This is a genomic window from Streptomyces sp. NPDC002754 (assembly GCF_053592315.1).
Genome location: NZ_JBSFVM010000001.1, coordinates 1153930 through 1172020 on the forward strand (window position 1 = coordinate 1153930; position 18091 = coordinate 1172020).

Annotated in this window: 16 protein-coding genes; 4 read left to right on the plus strand and 12 right to left on the minus strand. The window is 72.8% G+C overall.

Going from position 1 to position 18091, the window contains the following annotated elements; all coding sequences use genetic code 11:
* The 4 genes from ACWD2L_RS05555 to ACWD2L_RS05570 all read right to left on the minus strand — a co-directional run bounded on the left by ACWD2L_RS05555 (position 1) and on the right by ACWD2L_RS05570 (position 3675).
* Positions 1-1284 carry an amidohydrolase family protein gene (locus ACWD2L_RS05555; RefSeq protein ID WP_351331420.1) on the minus strand — a complete coding sequence of 428 codons (1284 nt, stop codon included), beginning with the start codon at positions 1282-1284 and terminating at the stop codon, positions 1-3.
* 82 nt (positions 1285-1366) lie between these two features.
* Positions 1367-2131: an acetamidase/formamidase family protein gene (locus ACWD2L_RS05560; RefSeq protein WP_351331421.1), complete on the minus strand. Its 765-nt coding sequence runs from the start codon at positions 2129-2131 to the stop codon at positions 1367-1369.
* Entirely contained in the window at positions 2119-2499 is a 381-nt protein-coding gene (locus tag ACWD2L_RS05565) for a hypothetical protein (protein WP_351331422.1), read from the minus strand. The genes ACWD2L_RS05560 and ACWD2L_RS05565 overlap by 13 nt, the downstream gene beginning before the upstream one ends.
* A gap of 81 nt (positions 2500-2580) precedes the next feature.
* On the minus strand, positions 2581-3675 hold the full coding sequence (locus ACWD2L_RS05570; protein ID WP_351331423.1) for a carbamate kinase: 1095 nt from the start codon (positions 3673-3675) through the stop codon (positions 2581-2583).
* Positions 3676-3877: 202 nt separating this feature from the next.
* On the opposite strand from ACWD2L_RS05570, the gene ACWD2L_RS05575 reads away from it, so the two are divergent.
* From ACWD2L_RS05575 to ACWD2L_RS05590, 4 genes are all read left to right on the plus strand, one after another.
* A complete protein-coding gene (locus ACWD2L_RS05575; RefSeq protein WP_351331424.1) occupies positions 3878-5446 on the plus strand; it encodes a PucR family transcriptional regulator in 1569 nt (522 codons plus the stop codon).
* Between the two features lie 192 nt (positions 5447-5638).
* Positions 5639-7243: a transcriptional regulator gene (locus ACWD2L_RS05580; protein ID WP_351331425.1), complete on the plus strand. Its 1605-nt coding sequence runs from the start codon at positions 5639-5641 to the stop codon at positions 7241-7243.
* 259 nt (positions 7244-7502) lie between these two features.
* The gene (locus ACWD2L_RS05585; RefSeq protein ID WP_351331426.1) at positions 7503-9017 is read left to right on the plus strand and encodes a YlbE family protein; all 1515 of its coding nucleotides are present in this window, start codon (positions 7503-7505) and stop codon (positions 9015-9017) included.
* Complete coding sequence (locus ACWD2L_RS05590; RefSeq protein ID WP_351331427.1) at positions 9014-9889, plus strand: DUF2877 domain-containing protein; 876 nt, start codon at positions 9014-9016, stop codon at positions 9887-9889. The genes ACWD2L_RS05585 and ACWD2L_RS05590 overlap by 4 nt, the downstream gene beginning before the upstream one ends.
* Here ACWD2L_RS05590 and ACWD2L_RS05595 read toward each other — a convergent pair.
* The 8 genes from ACWD2L_RS05595 to ACWD2L_RS05630 all read right to left on the minus strand — a co-directional run bounded on the left by ACWD2L_RS05595 (position 9864) and on the right by ACWD2L_RS05630 (position 17991).
* Positions 9864-11258 carry an NADP-dependent succinic semialdehyde dehydrogenase gene (locus ACWD2L_RS05595; protein ID WP_351331428.1) on the minus strand — a complete coding sequence of 465 codons (1395 nt, stop codon included), beginning with the start codon at positions 11256-11258 and terminating at the stop codon, positions 9864-9866. The genes ACWD2L_RS05590 and ACWD2L_RS05595 overlap by 26 nt on opposite strands.
* 197 nt (positions 11259-11455) lie before the next feature.
* Entirely contained in the window at positions 11456-11944 is a 489-nt protein-coding gene (locus tag ACWD2L_RS05600; RefSeq protein ID WP_351331429.1) for an NUDIX domain-containing protein, read from the minus strand.
* A complete protein-coding gene (locus tag ACWD2L_RS05605) occupies positions 11937-12596 on the minus strand; it encodes a response regulator transcription factor (protein WP_351331430.1) in 660 nt (219 codons plus the stop codon). Before ACWD2L_RS05605 ends, ACWD2L_RS05600 begins: the two co-directional genes overlap by 8 nt.
* A 120-nt stretch (positions 12597-12716) precedes the next feature.
* The gene (locus ACWD2L_RS05610) at positions 12717-14018 is read right to left on the minus strand and encodes a sensor histidine kinase (RefSeq protein ID WP_351331431.1); all 1302 of its coding nucleotides are present in this window, start codon (positions 14016-14018) and stop codon (positions 12717-12719) included.
* A complete protein-coding gene (locus ACWD2L_RS05615) occupies positions 14011-14808 on the minus strand; it encodes an ABC transporter permease (RefSeq protein WP_351331432.1) in 798 nt (265 codons plus the stop codon). Before ACWD2L_RS05615 ends, ACWD2L_RS05610 begins: the two co-directional genes overlap by 8 nt.
* The gene (locus ACWD2L_RS05620; RefSeq protein WP_351331433.1) at positions 14805-15530 is read right to left on the minus strand and encodes an ABC transporter ATP-binding protein; all 726 of its coding nucleotides are present in this window, start codon (positions 15528-15530) and stop codon (positions 14805-14807) included. Before ACWD2L_RS05620 ends, ACWD2L_RS05615 begins: the two co-directional genes overlap by 4 nt.
* Before the next feature lie 152 nt (positions 15531-15682).
* Entirely contained in the window at positions 15683-16210 is a 528-nt protein-coding gene (locus ACWD2L_RS05625; RefSeq protein WP_351331434.1) for a GAF domain-containing protein, read from the minus strand.
* Between the two features lie 245 nt (positions 16211-16455).
* Entirely contained in the window at positions 16456-17991 is a 1536-nt protein-coding gene (locus ACWD2L_RS05630) for an MFS transporter (protein ID WP_351331435.1), read from the minus strand.
* Positions 17992-18091: the final 100 nt, after the last annotated feature.

Sequence of the window (18091 nt, forward strand, 5' to 3'; positions counted from 1 at the left end):
TCAGACCACCCCGCCCGCGATGAGGGAACCGTCGAGTTCTGCGGAGGCCGTCGAACGGGCCACCACCCGACCCGACTTGACCACCGCGGTGCGCGCGGGCCGGTCCAGGAGCAGCGTGTCGTAATCGCGGGTGTCCAGGACGACCAGGTCCGCGACCGCGCCCTCGCGCACCCCGTAGTCCGCTTCCGGAATGCCGAGCACGCGCGCGGCGTCGTACGTCACCATGCGCAGCACCCGGCGCAGGTCGGCGGGGCCCGAAAGCTGCGCGATCCGGGCGAGCAGCAGCGCGGTCTCCAGGACGTCGCCGGTGCCGTACGGGGTGAAGGCGTTGCGGATGTTGTTGGTGGCGCAGGCGGTGAGGACGTCCGCGCCCCAGAGTTCGCGCACGGGGGCCAGGCCCCGGCGCGGCGCCGTGTCGTCGCCGCGACCGCCGAGGAAGAGATCCGTGGCGGGCAGCGGCACGACCGCGACCCCGGCGGCCGCGAGCGCGGCGAGGACCGCGCGTCGCTCTGCCGGCGGACGCCCGGCGAGCGAGGTGGCGTGGCCGAGCGTCACCCGCCCCTGGAGGCCGCGCTCGGCGGTGCGGGCGGCGATGAACTCGGCGAGGGCGAAGCGGCCGTCGCCGTGGTCGTCGCCGAAGTCCGCGTGCAGGTCGGCCGGCACGCCGTACTCGACGGCGAGATCGAGGACCAGCTCCACGTGCCGGTGGCAGTCGGCGAGGGAGGCTTCGTTGTAGGTGCACCCACCGACGGCATCGGCGCCCGAGTCGAGCGCCTCACGGAGCAGCTTCTCCGTGCCGGGCGCCTTGAAAATGCCCTCCTGGGGGAACGCGACGACCTGGAGGGTGACCAGGGCCGCCCACTTGTCGCGCAGTTCCAGCAGGACGTTGAGCCCGGTCAGGCCCGCCACCGGGTCGACGTCGGGGTGGGTGCGGATCGCGGTGGTGCCGTGCAGGACGCACATCCGGAGCACCTGCTCGGCACGCGCGCGTACCTCGTCGTAGGTGAACCCGGCCTTGCACTGCGCGGTGATCCTGATGGCGTCCGCGAGCGAACCGGTGCCCTCCGGGGTCAGCCCGTCGAGCAGTGCCTTGTCCGGGTGCAGATGGGCCTCGATGAGACCGGGCACGACGACACGGCCCGCACAGTCGAGGGTCTCGGCTCCGATGTCCTCCGGCGGAGCGAGAGCGGGGCCGATGGCCTCGATCCGTCCGCCGCGTACACGGATGTCGGTCGGGTCGGGCGAGTCCTCCACACGCGCGTGGCGCAGCAGCAGAGCGGTCACGGTGGTTCTCCTTCGGTCGAGAGATGCGTGACGGGCAAGTGCGGGTGCGGTGCGTGCGGGCGCGACCTGGGGGGATTGGTGGTTACGTCTCGGCGGGGAAGTCCGCCTTGCGGATCAGGCAGTGGACGCCCTTGACCTGGTCGACCACCTGCGAAACCTCGAAGTCGGCTGCCGCGCTGAGATAGGCGTACGCGGTGGCACGGTCCATGCCGGTGCGCGCCGTGAGGAAGCCGAGCGCGGAGCGCACGCACTGGCGCATCGCCTCGTCGAGGTCGGCGTCGAGCCCGAGCGCGATCCAGTGCGTACGGTTCTCGGCGAACGGCTCCGCGAGCAGCCCGGTCACCCGGCGCGCCGCCGCACCGCGCACCACCGACAGCTGGACCGTCGCGCGCAGCGGCGCCTCCAGCGCGGTGAGGGCCACCTCCCCGTTGCCCTGCGCGAAGTGCGGGTCACCCGCGTAGAAGCCCGCGCCGTCGGTACGTACCGGCAAGTACAGGTTCGATCCGCAGGTCAGGTGCTTGATGTCGAGGTTGCCGCCGAAGGGTCCTGGCGGCACCGAACTGAGCGTGTCCGAGCGGTCGTCCGTCACGCCCATGATCCCCACGAACGGGCCGAGCGGGAAGCGTGCGCTCAGCGTCGGCGTGCAGCGCAGGACGCCGAACTCGGCGCCGTCGCCGTCCCGCTCGACCGTGCAGAACGAGGAGACCGTGCCCTCCGCCGCGCGCTTGGTGTCCGGGCTCGTGAACTCGGCGGCCGGATCCGGGAGTTCGCCGGGCAGCGAGCCGCGGGAGTGCCGGTTGGAGACGATGCCGTAGTGGGTACGCCGGTGCAGGCTCAGGGTGCGCACGCACAACAGATCACCGGGCCGGGGCCGCGCACCGCGACGGGGCCCGTGACGATGTGCGGGCCGATCAGGCTCTCCGGCCCGCGCCCGAGGTCGCACGCCGCGATCTCCTGTGCGTCGCGCGGCACTTGGTGGGCCGGTACTCCGTAACCGCCGAAGAACTCCACCGGGTCGCGGCCCTGGTCCGGCAGGATCCCCTCGTGGGAGACGAGGTCGAACGTGACCGTGTCACCGTCGTCGACCTTGAGCACCGGGGCGCTGTCCGCGCGGGGGAGCACACCCCAGCGGGCGGTGTCGGGTGTGGTGGCGAGGTGGTGGCGGCCGTCGACGGGCATGGCGTCGGGGGAGGGGGCGGCGGAGGTCAGCGTCATATGAGGTCCTTCGGCCGTGAGGGGGCTGTGAGCGGGCGCGGGGGAGTCGCGGCACAGACAGATGATCTTGCTGTCGTTGTGTTACGGCTCCGAAGCCGTCGTGTTGCCATTGCCGCTGCTGTAGGCATTGCTGGGGAAATCGCCGTTGACCGGCCGGGCGGCCCCGGCCGTCGGGACGATGCGTGTGCCCGTCGTGCCGCGCAGTGCCTCGCTCAGCGCGCCCGGCGACGTGATCAGCACACGGTGGCCGCCGGACGCGAGGAAGTCCAGGGCCGAGCGCACCTTCGGCCCCATGCTGCCCTCGGGGAACTGCCCCGCCGCGAGATGCTCGCGGGCCTGCGCCGCGTCCATGCGGTCGAGGTCGCGGTGTTGCGGGGTGCCCCAGTCGAGGGCGATCCGCTCCACTCCGGTCGTCACGATCAGCTCGGTCGCGCCGAGCGCGGAGGCGAGCAGCGCGGACGTCGCGTCCTTGTCGACGACCGCCTCCACGCCGCACAGTGCTCCGTCGGGCCCGCGCGTGACGGGGATGCCGCCACCCCCGCCCGCCACCACGACGTGGCCGGCGTCCAACAGGGCGCCGATGGCATCGAGTTCGACGACGGCCTGTGGCGCCGGCGAGGGCACCACGCGGCGCCACCCACGCCCCGCGTCATCGGCGACGGCCCACCCGTACCGGGCGGCCAGCCGCTCCGCCTCCGCGCGCTCGTAGTGGGCGCCGATGGGCTTGGTGGGCCGGGCGAACGCCGGGTCGTCCGGGTCGACGACGGTGTGCGTGAGCAGCGCGACGGGCCGCGACCCGGCCGGCAGGGCGTCCGAGAGGCCGCGTACGAGGATGTAGCCGATGCTGCCCTGCGAGTCGGCGACGCACATGTCGAGGTCGAGCAACGGGAGTTCGGGGGCGAGCTCGGCCGCGAGGTCGGCGCGCCGCTTGATGAAGCCGACCTGCGGGCCGTTTCCGTGCGTGACGACCACGCGGTGCCCGGCGCGGACGAGCTCGGCCACCGGACGCGCCAACTGGTGGGCGGCGGCGAACTGTTCCGCGATCGTGGCGCGCGGTCCGCCGCTGAGGAGCGCGTTGCCGCCGATGGCGAGGACGGTGACAGGGGCGGCAGGGTGTGTGACGGCCGGCGGCCGCACGGGGGAAGCGGCTGGTGGGGGCGCGGTTCCTGGAGGCATGTCAGGACGATAGGAACGCCGGGCGCGGCGGTCATGGGCAGCCGGTGCCAGCGTGTACGCGGGGGTGTTGACGCTCGCTGACAGTGCTTCAGGGGCGGCCGGATGGGGGTGGGCGTCGGCACCGTCACCGTATCCGAGGATCGTATACAACCTCGTGTCATGAGCGTTTACAGCCCTCGCGGGGGCGCCCATAGTGAGCTGCGTGACCCCTGTTCCGCGCACTGTGACGGCACCCGGCCCCGCCGGCGCCGCGGCCCTGACCGTGGCACAGGCGCTGGAGCTGCCCGCGCTCGCGGGTGCCCGTCTGGTGGCCGGGGAGGCGGGCGCGCGCCGCGGCATCAGGGTCGCCAACATCATGGAAGTGCCGGACATCATCCGCTGGATGCGCGGCGGCGAGTTCCTCCTCACCACCGCCTACGCGGTCCGCGACGACGAGCAGGCGCTCACCGGCCTGGTGCCCGAACTCGCCGACCGCGGACTTGCGGCCCTCGGCGTGAAGGTCGGCCCCTACCTGCCGCGGCTGCCCGCCCCGATGCTGCGCAGCGCCGACGAACTGGGCTTCCCCATCGTCGAGTTGCTCGGCGACGTCATGCTGAACGACATCCTCTCCGAGGTCATCGGCACCGTACTCAACCGGCAGGCGCTCAGCCTGGAGCGTTCGCAGGCGCTGCGCGACCGGCTCTCGCAGGCCGTCCTCGGGGGCGGCTCCTACGGCGAACTCGTCGTCCTGCTGGCGGCGGAGACCGGCTGCCCCGCGGCGATCCGCGGCCCGGACGGCACTCTCCTCGCGGCGGCGGGGGACGTGCCCGAGGGCACCCCCGCGTCCGTGACCCGGCCGATCGCCGTCGGGCACCGCAGCGCCGGCGAGGTCGCCCTATGGGCCGGGCCCGGCTGCACGCCCGGCGAGGAGTGGGGCACCGCCGCCGACCACGTGGCCAGCCTCGCCGGGATGCTCGCCGTGCAGGAACGCGTACTGGCCGAGCGCGAACGCCGGTACCGCACCCTGCTGTTGACCGAACTCGTCTCCCACCCGCCGCGCGACCGCGCGGAGTCGGCGCGCCGGGCCGCGGCCCTCGGCTGGGACCTGGAGCGCCCGCGCGCCGCCGTGGTCGTCGAGGCCGCGGCGCCCCCGGACGGCGGCGGCGCCCGCCTCGCCGAGGAACGCCTGCTCGCCGCCGCCCGCACCGCACTGGGAGCCCACACGCCCGCCTGGGGCACCCCCGGAGGCCTCACCGCCCTCGTGGCCCCCGACGGCGCCGAACTGCGCGGTCGCTGCGAGGCGTTGCGACGCGCAGTTGCCGCCGCCTGCCCGGGGCGCACCGTGGCCGTCGCGGCGGGCACGATCCGCGGCGACTTCACCGAACTCCACCTCAGCCACAGCGAGGCACTCAGCGCGCTCGCGCTCGGCCGTGAGCTGGAGGGCCCCGCCCGCTCGTTCGTCCGGCTCCACGAGGAGAGCGGGGTGTACCGGCTGCTTGACCAGCTGCCCGCGGGCGAACTCCACGCACTGGTCGACGACGCCCTCGGCCCCCTGCTGACCTACGACGCCGGGCACGACGGCAGCCTCGTGCACAGCCTCACCGTGTATCTGCGACACGACCGCAACGGCGTCGAGGCAGCCGAGGAACTCCACATCCACTACAACACGCTGCGCTACCGCCTGAAGCAGATCGAACGTCTTACCGGCGCACCCGACAAGGACCCGATGCGCCGCCTCCAGACGGAACTGGCCGTCCACGCCCACCGGTTGCTCAGCGCACGCGCGCACTGACGGTGGCCGGACCGGCGCTTCGGCCACCGTGGCGGCGTCGGTACGCGGCGGGGTAGGGCTGCGGGTGTCCCCGAACATGCTGGTGCGTCGTCGGCGGCCCGGTCACTGTCAGCCGGTGCCGGTGATCCACACCCGCGCGCTGGCACCGCTCGCCGAAGACCGCGCCCGGGTGGCGGCCGTAGCGTCGCTGCCATGGAGCCCACCCCGCCCGCCACCGACGGCCACCCCGCCCCGGACACCCTGACGTCGAACTCCGTGCGGTGCGACGCCTACGCCGATTCCGTCGCGCTCATGCGCGCGGCCCAGCACCTCACCGGGCTGCCCGGCATCACGGCCGCCAGCCTCGTCATGGCGACCGAACCCAACCTGCGGCTGCTCGCCGACGCCCAACTCCTCACCGACGACGGCCGCGTCGCACGCCCCGCCGACCTGATCGTCGCGCTGCGCGGCACCGCCGACGCGATCGAGCACGCCCTGGGCGAGGTGCCCGCGCTGCTCGAACAGCCCGCCGCCTCCGAGAGCGCCGAGCCCGACGCCCGGGTGCCGCGCGCCCTCACCGAGGCCGACCCGGCGACCGCCCTCGCGCTGATCTCCACCCCCGGCCCGTACGCGGCGGCCGAAGCGCTCAAGGCGCTGCGCTGCGGCATGCACGCCTTCGTCTTCAGCGACAACGTCCCCGTCGAACAGGAGATCCGCATCAAGGACGAGGCACACCGTCGCGGCCTGCTCGCCATGGGACCCGACTGCGGCACCGCCGTCCTGGACGGTGTCCCGCTCGGCTTCGCCAACGTCCTGCGCCCCGGCCGCGTCGGCCTGATCGGCGCCTCTGGAACGGGACTTCAGCAGGTGTCCTGCCTACTGGACGCCGCAGGCGAAGGGGTCCGGCAGATGATCGGGACCGGCGGCCGCGACCTCGGCGCGGAGGTCGGCGCGCGCACCACGCTCGACGCGCTCGACCTGCTCGCCGCCGACCCCGGCTGCGAGTTGATCGTGCTGGTGTCGAAGCCGCCCGCGCCCGAGGTGGCCGAGCGCGTCATCGCCCGTGCAGGACGTACGGGCAAGCCGGTCGTCGCCGCGTTCCTCGGTACCGAAAGGCCTGCCGCGCTCGGCGATCTCGCGGGCGCCGGGCGGCACGGGGCGTCGGGCTCCGTCACCGTTGTCGGCACCCTGCGCGACGCGGTCCGCGCGGTGGTGCGCACCCTCGGCGGCGTACGGGCACCGCAGTGGGCGCCGCCCGCCGTGGACGCGGGACCCGGACGGTACCTCCGCGCCCTGTACGCGGGCGGAACCTTCGCCTACGAGGCGCGGCAACTGCTGCCGGGGGCTGTTACAGCCGTCGACCCCTACGTTCCCGGTCGCCAAATTGCCCTGCCTGGAGGCCACGTGGTGCTCGACCTCGGCGACGACGCCTACACCGCGGGCCGCCCCCACCCGATGATCGACCCCACGGTGCGCGCCGCCCATCTGCGCGCCGCACTGTCCGATCCCGACACCGCGGCCGTGGTCCTGGACGTCGTCCTCGGACACGGCGCGGGCGCAGACCCTGCCGGGCCGCTCGCGACCGAGCTGGAACGGGCCGGGGAGCGGGGGCGGCCGCCGGTCATCGCCTTCGTCGTCGGCACGGATGGCGACCCACAGGACGTCGACGCGGTGCGGGCGCGCCTGGAGAAGGCGGGTGCGCTGTTGGCGCCGACCAGCACGGATGCGGCGGAGTGGGCGGTGTCGTTGGTGGAGGCGGGGGACGAACCGCGACGGGACGCGGCGGAGTTGGTGCCTGCGGCGAGGGCGGGACAGTGATGCCGCTTCGACGCGGCTGAAGCCGCCTGCTCGACGCTGCGGCTGACGCCTTTCGCGCCGCCAGGTGCGGGCGGACGCCGGGTCCCGGGTGCCGCTGCCGGAGACGGCCGAACACCGGCCCGCGCCGACCGTCGCGTGAGGGCCTCCGCCTCACCGCACGCCGTCCGTTGGGTGACGCCAGTTCGCCTCACCGCCCGCCAGCCATCGCGTGACGCCCGCCCGTCCCGCCCCACGCCAACTTTCATCCAGGAGGCCGCACATGACCCCTCACCTCGTTTCCGATCTGCTCAACGCGGGCGACACCCCGCCACGTATCGCCGCCGTCGGCGTGGCCGACTTCAGTGATGTGCCTCGCACCGCAGGCGCCCACGTCAGCACCCTCGACTGGCGGCCGCCCGCGGGCGGCGACCCCGACCTCGCCTGGAAGCTGGCCGAACTCACCGGCCATGAAGCAGTCGAGGCGGCCAACCGCACGGCAGTCGACCGGCTGCTCGCCGTGCGACCCGTGTGGCGCGACGTGCGCACCGCCCGCGACGTCCTGCCGGTGCTCGACGACCGGGCCACCGGCGAACGCGTCCTCCTGCACGCCGGACCGCCCGTCGACTGGGCCCACATGTGCGGCCCGATGCGTGCGGGGGTCATCGGTGCCGCGTTGCTCGAAGGCTGGGCCGACACCCCGGAACAGGCCGAACTCCTCGCGAATTCGGGCGCGTTGCGCTTCGAGCCGTGCCACCACCACGAGGCCGTCGGCCCCATGGGCGGCATCACCTCCCCGTCCATGTCCGTGCTCGTCGTCGAGGACCCGGCCACCGGGCGACGCGCCTACGCCAACCTCAACGAGGGAGCGGGCCGCTGCCTGCGCTACGGGGCGCTCGGCGACGACGTGATGGACCGGCTGCGCTGGATGGCCGACGTACTCGCCCCCGCGCTGCGCGCCGCCCTCGCCGACCGGCCCGACGGCGTGGACCTGCGCTCCGTCGTCGCCCAGGCACTCCAGATGGGCGACGAGTGCCACAGCCGCAACACCGCCGCCTCCGCGCTGCTGCTGCGGGACATCGCCGCGCCGCTCGCGCGCGTTCCGCACGGCCCCGAGGTCCTGGAGTTCCTCGCCGGGAACCACTACTGGTTCCTCAACTTCTCGATGGCGGCCGCCAAACTCGCCACCTCCGCCGCCCACGGCGTCGCCCACTCCACACTCGTCACGGCGTTCGCCCGCAACGGCGTCGAGGTCGGCATCCGCGTCAGCGGCCTCGGCGACGCCTGGTTCACGGCGCCCGCCGCCGAGGTGCGGGGCCTGTACTTCGCCGGATACGGGCCCGAGGACGCCAACCCCGACATCGGCGACAGCGCCATCACCGAGACCAACGGCCTCGGCGGCTTCGCCCTCGCCGCCGCGCCCGCCATCACCGGCTTCGTCGGCGGCACCGTGGAGGAGGCGCTGCGCACCAGCCGCGACATGGCCCGCATCACGCTCGCCCGGCACGAGGCCTACCGGCTGCCGGCCCTCGGCGGCATCGGCTCACCGGTCGGCATCGACGTGCGGGCCGTCCTCGACACCGGCATCGAACCGGTTGTCACCACGGGCATCGCACACCGCGAACCCGGCATCGGCCAGATCGGCGCGGGCCTGGCACACGCGCCGCTGGAGTGCTTCCGCAAGGCGCTGGAGGCGTTCGGGGTTCCGGAGCCGTTCGGGGATCCGGAGGCGGCCTCGATTCCGGAGGGGTTCGCGGTTTCGGAGGCGGCCGGCGACATGGCTGCTCCCCGGGCATGAGCCCCGCCCACCTGCCCTGCACCGTCAGCACCCTGACCCGCACCCTGCTGGCCGGGCCGCCACGCCCCGCCCGTGTCATGGCCGTCGCCCGGCAGGCCCTGTACCTGCTGCCGTACGACGGTGACACCGCGCTCGCCGTGATCGTGCCCGGAGCCGTGCGCGTGCCGACCGCCGTGGTGCTGCCGCGGGCGGCGGGGGAGCGGCCGTTCGGCGGCGTGGCGGTCGGGGACGCGGGCCGGATCGGGGGCGGGCGCGTCGCGGTCGGGCATCTGCGGCTGGCCGCTGGGGAGTTCTGGGCGCCGCCCCGCGTCCAGGACACCCCGCACGGCCCCGCCCTCGACCGGCTCGCACGGCTGCGTCCGCCCCGCCCCCTGGCCGCCGAGGCCCGCCCCGCGGCGACCGTGCTCGTCCGCGCCCTCGCGCACGGGGCCGTCGGTGCGGGACGCCGCGCTGCCGATGACCTGTTGGGTCTGGGGCCCGGAGCCACTCCATCCGGCGACGACTTTCTGTGCGGCCTGCTGCTCGCCGCCCGCCTCTCCCCGCTGCCAGCCACCTGGCTGCCCGTCCTCGTAGCCACCGCGGAACAGGCCGGAACACGTACACCTCCGGTCTCGGCCGCGCTCCTGCGGCACGCCGCCGACGGTCACTGCATTCCGCAGGTGGCGGCGCTGCTGCACGCGGCGGCAACCGGCGCGGATCTGGCCGCACCGGTCAGCGACCTGCTCGCCGTCGGCCACAGCTCCGGGAGCGACCTGTTGCACGGGCTGTGCGCGGGGGCGCGGCTCGCCGGGGCGGGTCGCCCGTGCGTCGACGGCTCGCCGCGGGGGAGCCGTCGACGTGTTGCTGTCAGGCCCCGATCCACACCGTGGTGATGTTGCAGAACTCCTTGATGCCGTGGTCCGACAGCTCGCGGCCGTAGCCGGAACGCTTCGCGCCGCCGAAGGGGAGGGCCGGGTGCGAGGCCGTCATGCCGTTGACGAAGACGCCGCCGGCCTGGCTGTCGCGCACGAAGCGCTCGATCTCGTCCTCGTCACCGGTCCACAGGTTGGAACTCAGCCCGAAGGGCGTGTCGTTGGCGACGGCGATCGCCTCGTCCAGGTCCGCGACCCGGTACAGGGTCGCCACCGGACCGAACGTCTCCTCCAGGTGGATACGCATCTCCGGGGTCACATCGGCGATGACGGTCGGCTCGTAGAACCAGCCGTGGTCGGCGAAGTCCTTCGGTCGCTGCCCGCCGCACAGCACGGTCGCGCCGCTCTCCACCGCGTCGTCGACCAGCTCCTCCAGATCGCTGCGCCCCTGCTCGCTGGAGAGCGGGCCGACGTCCGTGTCCTCGTCGAGCGGATCGCCCACCCGCAGCTCCCGCATGCCGGACACGAACGCGTCCCGGAACTCCTCGAACACCGACTCGTGCACGATGAACCGCTTGGCCGCGATGCACGACTGACCGTTGTTCTGCACGCGCGCCGTAACGGCCTTCTCCGCCGCCTTCGCCACGTCCGCCGACGGCAGCACCACGTACGGGTCGCTGCCGCCCAGCTCCAGGACCGTCTTCTTCACCTCGTCGCCCGCGATCGAGGCCACGGAACGGCCGGCCGGTTCGCTGCCGGTGAGCGTCGCCGCGACCACCCTCTCGTCGCGCAGAATCCCCTCGACCGCGCCCGAACCGATCAGCAGCGTCTGGAAACAACCCTCGGGGTAACCGGCCCGGTGGAAGAGATCCTCCAGGTAGAGGGCGGTCTGCGGCACGTTCGACGCATGCTTGAGCAGGCCCACGTTCCCGGCCATGAGAGCGGGCGCCGCGAACCGCACGACCTGCCACAGCGGGAAGTTCCACGGCATCACCGCGAGCACCGGGCCGAGCGGCCGATAGCGCACGTGCGCCCGCACCGCGCCCGAATCGTGCACGTCAGACTCCGCCGGATGCTCGTCCGCGAGCAGCTCCGACGCGTGCTCCGCGTACCAACGCATCGTCTTCACGCACTTCAACGCCTCGGCCCGAGCCGCCGCGACCGGCTTGCCCATCTCGGTCGTCATCGTGCGGGCGACGTCGGGCGCGTCCGCCTCCAGCAGGTCCGCGGCCCGCTGCAGCAGCCTCGCCCGATCGAAGAGCGTCGTCGTCCGGTACGAGTCGAAGGCGCGCGCCGCCAGGGCGAGCCTGCGCTCGATCTCCTTCGCGGACAGGGCCTCGTACGTCTTGAGGGTCTCGCCGTTCGCCGGGTTGACCGTCGCGATGGGCATGCTGCCGACCTCCTCTGCGGGGTTCCTATGACCTTCCCGCGCGCCACGGACGCGCGCAACGCGGGCCGCGGGGCGATCCCGGGTACCCGCGGGCAGGCCCGTCAGACGCCCGCCCCTTGGATCATCGCCGCTGATCACTGTCCGCAGTCACCGCACCGCGGCGCACGCCTGAAGAGCCGCTGGCACGATCGCCCGGTTCAGAACACCTGAGCCGCGAGCCGGTCGAGGAAGATCGCTTGCGCCTTCACGATCCGGTCCCGCGCCGGATCGAGGCCGAACCAGGCCACCCGGTCCAGCTCGGGAAACTCCGCCATGCGACCGGAACCGCGCGGCCACTCCATCGTGAACGTCCCCGGCACCATCTCCGCCGGATCCAGATCCGCCTCCACCGCCCACACGGTCACGTGCTTGCCGCCGGACTGCACCGTCTCACCCAGCGGCAGCGCGGTCCCTGCCGGCGGCGGGAGTCCCAGCTCCTCCTGGAACTCCCGCCGCGCCGCCTCCCACGGCGTCTCACCCGGCTCGTACTCGCCCTTCGGCACACCCCACGCGCCCGCGTCCCTTCGCGCCCAGAACGGGCCGCCCATATGCCCCAGCAGCACCTCGACCCCTTCCGCCCCTCCCGCCGCGCGCCGGAAGAGAAGCAGGCCCGCGCTGCGCTTTCCTCGCCTCGTCCCATCAGCCATGCGCCAAGTCTCGGTGCAGGAACCGGATGACCGCGAGTACACGGCGATTGTGATCCTCCGACACGGGAAGCCCCAGCTTCCCGAAGACCGCCGCGACGTGCTTCTCCACCGTGCCCGCCGACACATGCAGCGACTCGGCGATCGACGCGTTCGACCGGCCCTCCGCCATCAGCTCCAGCACGTCCCGCTCCCGCTCCGTGAGCGAACTCAGCTCCTCGGTCGCCCGGCCCGCGCCCGCGAGCTGCGTCACCACCTCCGGGTCAAGCGCGGTGCCGCCCGCCGCGACCCGGGTGAGCGCGTCCGTGAACTCCGCGACGTTCGCCACCCGTTCCTTCAGCAGATATCCGACGCCCGCCGAGCCCTCGGCGAGCAGTCGCGTGGCGTACTTCGTCTCCACGTACTGCGAGAACAGCAGCACACCGGTCCCTGGCTGCTCGCGCCGGATGTCGATCGCCGCGCGCAGCCCGTCGTCGGTGTGCGTCGGCGGCATGCGGATGTCGACGACTGTCACGTCGGGCCGGTGTTCCGCGACCGCCGCTCGCAGCGCATCCGCGTCACTCACCGCCGCCACGACCTCGTGCTCCCGCATGGACAACATCTGGGCCAGCAACTCCCGCAGCACAGCGGCGTCCTCGGCGATGACTACGCGCATGGCCGGGATCGTCTCACGTGATCTCTCCGTAGTCCTGCCCGTAGTTCCGTCCGTAGTTCTGTCCGTATTCACTTCGCGCTCTCGCCTCCCGCCTCCCGCCCGCTCTCGCCTCCGCCGCGCCTACGTGTGCAGCGGCAGCGACACCGTCACCGCTGTCGGCCCGCCCGGCGGGCTCGTCACCTCCAGCGACCCGTCCACCGTCCGGGTCCGCTGCACCAGGCCCGCGAGACCGCCGCCCGGTTCCACGCGTGCACCGCCCTTCCCTTCGTCCGTCACCCGCAGCCGCAACGTGCCGTCCCCGGCGGCCAACTCCACCCCGCAGTGCCGCGCCCCGCTGTGTTTTATCGCGTTGGCCAGCAGTTCCGCCGCGCAGAAGTAGGCCAGGCTCTCCATCGCGGGCGCCGGCCGCTCCGGCAGATCCACGCTGACGTCCACCGGTAGCGTGCTGCGCGCCGCGAGCGTGCTCAGCGCGTCACCGAGCCCGCCGTCGAGCGCGGGCGGGTGCAGGCCACGCGAGAGATCGCGCAGCTCCGTGAGGACCTCCGTCGCGTTGTCCCGCGCCGCCTCCACCATGCGGTGCAGCTCCGGCCGGTCCCGGTCGTCCAACTGCTCACGCACCATGTCCAGACTCATCGCGAGCGCCACCAGACGGACCTGCGCCCCGTCGTGCAGATCCCGCTCGAGCCGGCGCAGCCGCTCATTGGCCTCCTCCACCGCCAGCGCCCGCTTCTCCTCCAAGTCGCGTACACGGTCCGCCAGTTCGCCGGGACCGAGCAGCGCCGGCATCAGCGTGCGATCCGCCTTGACGGCGATCCGTATCAGCCACGGCGCGATCACTACGATCAGCACACCCCGCAGCGCGGCACCGAACGCACCGGTCAGCGAGTGCACCTGCGGCTGCCCACCCCATGGCAACGGCGTCACCAGCGTCAGGTCCTCCGGCGTGAACGCCCACCGCACCGGCGCCGCCATGTTCACCGCGCCGATCACCCACCACATCACCCCGTACAGGCCCACCGTCGCCAGCGGCAGCTTCACCAGCACGTACGCGACCGCCCGCCACGCAGTCCCGTCCCGCAGTCGCGCCTCCACGCGCGCGAACATCCCGCCCTCGGCCGGCGGCGGGCCCGGCGCCAGCACCCGCTCGCCGAGCAGCACACCGGCAAGGCTTCGATGCAGCGCGCCGAGGCCGCGGGCCAGGTAGAGCCCGGCCAGCAGGAACACCGCGCCGAGAACCGCCCCGACCACCGTCAGAGTCAGCGCGGACCCCAGAGCCAGGGCGACCACGACGAGGAGGAAACCCGCCAGCGCGGGGGCGTAGCACAGGAGGCAGTACGCCGCCTCCGCCCACGCCCGCCGCGTCACGCAGGCCGTCAGCGCCGCCCGCACGGTCGGCAGGCCGACGAAGGGGAAGTCAGGCATCGCGGCGCGCCAGCAGCCGGTCGCCCACGGCGAGGAACGCCGCCGTGTACAGGCACAGCACCCCGAACCCGGCCCACGGCGACAGCATCCCGTCGACCGGCACCGTCACCGCCAGCGAATTGCCGGCGATCATCGTCGGGAAGAACTTCGCGACCGCCGGCCCCGTGGTCCCGGCCAGCAGCGCGGGCAGCACATACGTGATGCCGACCAGGACACCTATCGCACTCGCCGTGTGCCGGGTGATCGCGCCGATCCCAAGGCCCATCAGGCCGACCATCGCCAGATACGCGCCCGACATCAGCACGGCGCGCAGCACGACGGGGTCACCGAGCGAGGGCCGCGGCACACCGGGGGAGAGCGCCGCGGTCCCCGCGAGAAACGTCACGAACGTCACCACCTCGCCGATGGCCAGCGCGAGCCCGCCGAACACCGCGGCCTTCGCCGCCAGCGCGAGCCGCCGGTCGGGGACCGCGGCCAACGTCGAGCGGATCGTCCCCGACGAGTACTCGCCTGATATCACGAGGACGCCCAGCACGCCGATGATGAGCTGACCGAGGGCCACGCCCGCCAAGACGTTGTTCGTCGGGTCGAAGGACGCCACCTTCGAAGCCCCTTGCGGCGCCTTGGTGTTGGCGATCGTCACGACGCCCATGGCGATCATGCCGACCACGGTGAGGAGCAGCGCGTACATCGTCGAGCGCAGGCTCCGCAGTTTGATCCACTCCATCCGGGCGGCCTGCCGGAAGCCGTAGTGCCCCGCCAAGGCGGGCGTGTACGGCATGGTGCTCATCGGGCTCCTCCTGCCTGGTACACGGCCGCGCCGCCGGTGAGCGCGAAGAACGACTCCTCCAACGACCGTCCGTCCGCAGTGAGTTCGGCGACCGATGTGTCAGCGAGCAGTCTGCCCTGGCCGATCACCAGGAGATGGTCGGCCGTGAGGGCCATCTCGCTGATCAGATGGCTCGACAGCAGGACTGTACGTCCCTCGGCGGCCAGCGAGCGCAGCAACTCCCGTACCCAGCGGACGCCTTCGGGGTCCAGGCCGTTCACCGGCTCGTCGAACAGCAGCACCGCCGGGTCGCCCAGGAGCGCCGACGCGATCCCGAGGCGCTGCGCCATGCCGAGCGAGAACGAACCCGCCCGCTTGTGCGCGACTGCGGCCAGACCGACGGTCTCAAGGACCGCGTCCACCCGCGCCGGGTCGATGCCACCGCCCGCGGCGAGCGCCGCGAGATGGCTGCGCGCGCTGCGGCCCGGATGGAATGTGCGGGCCTCAAGCAACGCGCCGACCTGGCGCAACGGCCAGTCCAGCTCCGCGTACGGGCGGCCGTCGATGGTGGCGTGCCCGGCGTCCGGCCGGTCGAGATCCATGATCATGCGCATGGTCGTGGACTTCCCCGACCCGTTCGGCCCGAGGAAGCCCGTGACGCTCCCGGGGCGCACCCGGAAACTCAGGTCCTCAACGGCGACCGTCTCGCCGTACCGCTTGGTGAGACCCCTGGCCTCGATCATCCCGACTCCCTCTGCCCGCGTGCTCCGACGTCGCATCTTTCGTGTGACATCCACGCTAGGAAGCGGGACGATCCGCCGGAACGAGGTTGTCCTCCGACCTTGCTGGGGGAAAACCCCCAGGCCGCGGACGCGGGGGAGGAGCAGGTGCTCGTTCAGGCCCGCCCCCGCGGCACGACCCCTAACGCCGTCGCGTCCGCGAGATGCTGCCCCAGACGCAACCGCAGGGGCCCGATCGGCCCCGGCCGCTCCGACAGCAGGCTCAGCGAGCCCACCGCCCGGTCCGAGGCCCGCAGCGGCACCGCCACCACACACGCGAAGCCCAGGCTGCGCGCCATCGCCGTGTACGACGGCCAGTTGGCGCGCGCGTACGGATGCGCCAGCGGAACGCCGCTGATGGCCGTGGCGGAGCTGCGGCAGTCCAGACCGGGGCCCTCGCCCCAGGTCAGTGCGGCCCGCTCCAGGCGCAGGCCGCGTGGGTCGGACGCCGCGACCTCGACCCGGGTCGCGGGCGGGTTCAGCACCGCCACCGCCGACGCGACTCCGAGCAGCGACACACAGTTGCCGACGAGTGCACCGAGGGCCTGCGCACCACCGTGTACGGCGGCGTCGGCCACTTCCACGAACGCCGTCGCCAGCCGCTCGCTGTCCACCTGGTTCGCCTCGTACGGCACGCCACGCATGACGGTCCCCTTGCCACTGTCTCGTCCGCCCCGCGCGACGCAGCCACCCGTCCTGCCACTTGCCCGGCGGGCGGACTGTGCTCAGGGGGTATGCCCCCTGGGCGGACCGTACGAACCGACGGCGTACGAACCGACGGCGTACGAACCGACGGCGTACGAACCGAAGTCGGGAGAACCGAAGCCACACGAATCGACGGCGTACGAGCCGATCGCACCGGCGCAGCCGCCGCGCGCCCCGCCCCGCCTCACATGTGCACGGCCGACCCCTCGCCGGACATCACCTTCGGCGGCCCCGGCCGGTACAGGAGGAGCGTCACGACGAAGCCGACGCCGAAGAAGGCAGCCGACCACCAGTAGGCGGTCGAATAGCTTTCGATCGCGGCCTGTGCCCGCACCAGCGGTGTGGGCCGCTTGCCGACGAGGTAGCTGGTCGCGGCGGTCGTGGCCAGCGTGTTCAACAGCGCCGTGCCGATCGAACCGCCCACCTGCTGGCTGGTGTTGACCATCGCGGAGGCGACTCCCGCGTCGTGCGTCGCGACACCGGAGGTGGCGAGGTTCATGGCCGTCGCGAAGATCATGCCCATGCCGAGGCCCATCACCAACGTCGGCGGCAGCACATGACCGGCGTACGTGCTGTCGATGTCGAGGAAGGTCAGCCAGATCATCGCCCCCACCGCCAGGGCCATGCCCAGCGGAACGATCGGTTTCGGCCCGAACCTCGGCGCGAGGGAGTTCTGCGTGATCATCGACGAGAAGATCATGCAGGCGACCATCGGCAGGAACGCCACACCGGTCTGCACCGGCGAGAACCCCAGGATCTGCTGCAAGTAGTACGTCAGGAAGAGAAATACGCCGAACATGCCCGCACCGGCGATGAACATCGCCAGGTACGACGCGCCGCGATCCCGGTCGAGCGGCACGCGCAGCGGCAGCAGTGGATGCGTGGCGCGCGTCTCGAACCAGGCGAACGCGGCCAGCAGCACCGCGCCGATCACCAGGAAGCCCCACGTCGCGAACGCGCTCCAGTCATGGGTCTCGGCGTTGGAGAACCCGTACACGATGCAGAACAGGCCCGCCGACACCAGGATCGTGCCGGGTACGTCAAGCTTCGGACGGTCCGTGGGACGCCCGCCGTGCAACAGACGCAGGCCGCCCAGGAACGCAAAGGCGGCGAAGGCGAGGTTCACGAACAGGCACCAGCGCCAGTCGAGATACTCGGTCAGCACACCGCCGAGCAGCAGCCCGACCGCACCGCCCGCACCGGCGATGGCGCCGTAGATGCCGAAGGCCTTGGCCCGCTCCTTGGGGTCGGTGAACGTCGTCGTCAGCAGGGAGAGCGCGGCCGGCGCGAGCAGCGCGCCGAACGCGCCCTGCAGTGCGCGCGCCGCGACCAGCATCTCGAAGCTGGTCGCCGCACCACCGAGCGCCGAGGCCACCGCGAAGCCGACGAGGCCCACGAGGAAAACGGCCCTGCGGCCGACGAGGTCGGCGATCCGTCCGCCGAGCAGCAGCAGACTGCCGAAGGCAAGGGAGTAGGCGGTGACGATCCACTGCCGGTTTCCGTCGGAGAACCCGAGGTCTTTTTGGGCGGACGGCAGCGCGATGTTCACGATGGTGGCGTCGAGGACGACCATCAGCTGTGCCAGGCCGATCACGGCGAGGATCAGCCATCGGTGCTCGTGCCTGCCCCCGCCCGCGTACGGCACGGAGCCGCCGTCGGGCGGGGAGTTCTGTATGCCGGGTTCGGCGCCTGCCTGCGAGGTGTCGGACGAGCGATCCATCGTGGCCTCCAAACGACCGGACCCCCCGATCGACTTCGCCCACCACGCTAAGCGCCCTGGTCATGGCAGGCGACTGGAGAGGGAACGGGGCCGTTCCGCA

Bases quoted from the DNA above. Each gene is read 5' to 3' on its own strand.
- ACWD2L_RS05610 (WP_351331431.1), bottom strand. From the start codon at position 14,018: ATGCCTGACTTCCCCTTCGTCGGCCTGCCGACCGTGCGGGCGGCGCTG.
- ACWD2L_RS05580 (WP_351331425.1), top strand. From the start codon at position 5,639: ATGGAGCCCACCCCGCCCGCCACCGACGGCCACCCCGCCCCGGACACC.
- ACWD2L_RS05605 (WP_351331430.1), bottom strand. From the start codon at position 12,596: ATGCGCGTAGTCATCGCCGAGGACGCCGCTGTGCTGCGGGAGTTGCTG.
- ACWD2L_RS05615 (WP_351331432.1), bottom strand. From the start codon at position 14,808: ATGAGCACCATGCCGTACACGCCCGCCTTGGCGGGGCACTACGGCTTC.
- ACWD2L_RS05620 (WP_351331433.1), bottom strand. From the start codon at position 15,530: ATGATCGAGGCCAGGGGTCTCACCAAGCGGTACGGCGAGACGGTCGCC.
- ACWD2L_RS05625 (WP_351331434.1), bottom strand. From the start codon at position 16,210: ATGCGTGGCGTGCCGTACGAGGCGAACCAGGTGGACAGCGAGCGGCTG.
- ACWD2L_RS05590 (WP_351331427.1), top strand. From the start codon at position 9,014: ATGAGCCCCGCCCACCTGCCCTGCACCGTCAGCACCCTGACCCGCACC.
- ACWD2L_RS05585 (WP_351331426.1), top strand. From the start codon at position 7,503: ATGACCCCTCACCTCGTTTCCGATCTGCTCAACGCGGGCGACACCCCG.
- ACWD2L_RS05600 (WP_351331429.1), bottom strand. From the start codon at position 11,944: ATGGCTGATGGGACGAGGCGAGGAAAGCGCAGCGCGGGCCTGCTTCTC.
- ACWD2L_RS05595 (WP_351331428.1), bottom strand. From the start codon at position 11,258: ATGCCCATCGCGACGGTCAACCCGGCGAACGGCGAGACCCTCAAGACG.
- ACWD2L_RS05570 (WP_351331423.1), bottom strand. From the start codon at position 3,675: ATGCCTCCAGGAACCGCGCCCCCACCAGCCGCTTCCCCCGTGCGGCCG.
- ACWD2L_RS05565 (WP_351331422.1), bottom strand. From the start codon at position 2,499: ATGACGCTGACCTCCGCCGCCCCCTCCCCCGACGCCATGCCCGTCGAC.
- ACWD2L_RS05630 (WP_351331435.1), bottom strand. From the start codon at position 17,991: ATGGATCGCTCGTCCGACACCTCGCAGGCAGGCGCCGAACCCGGCATA.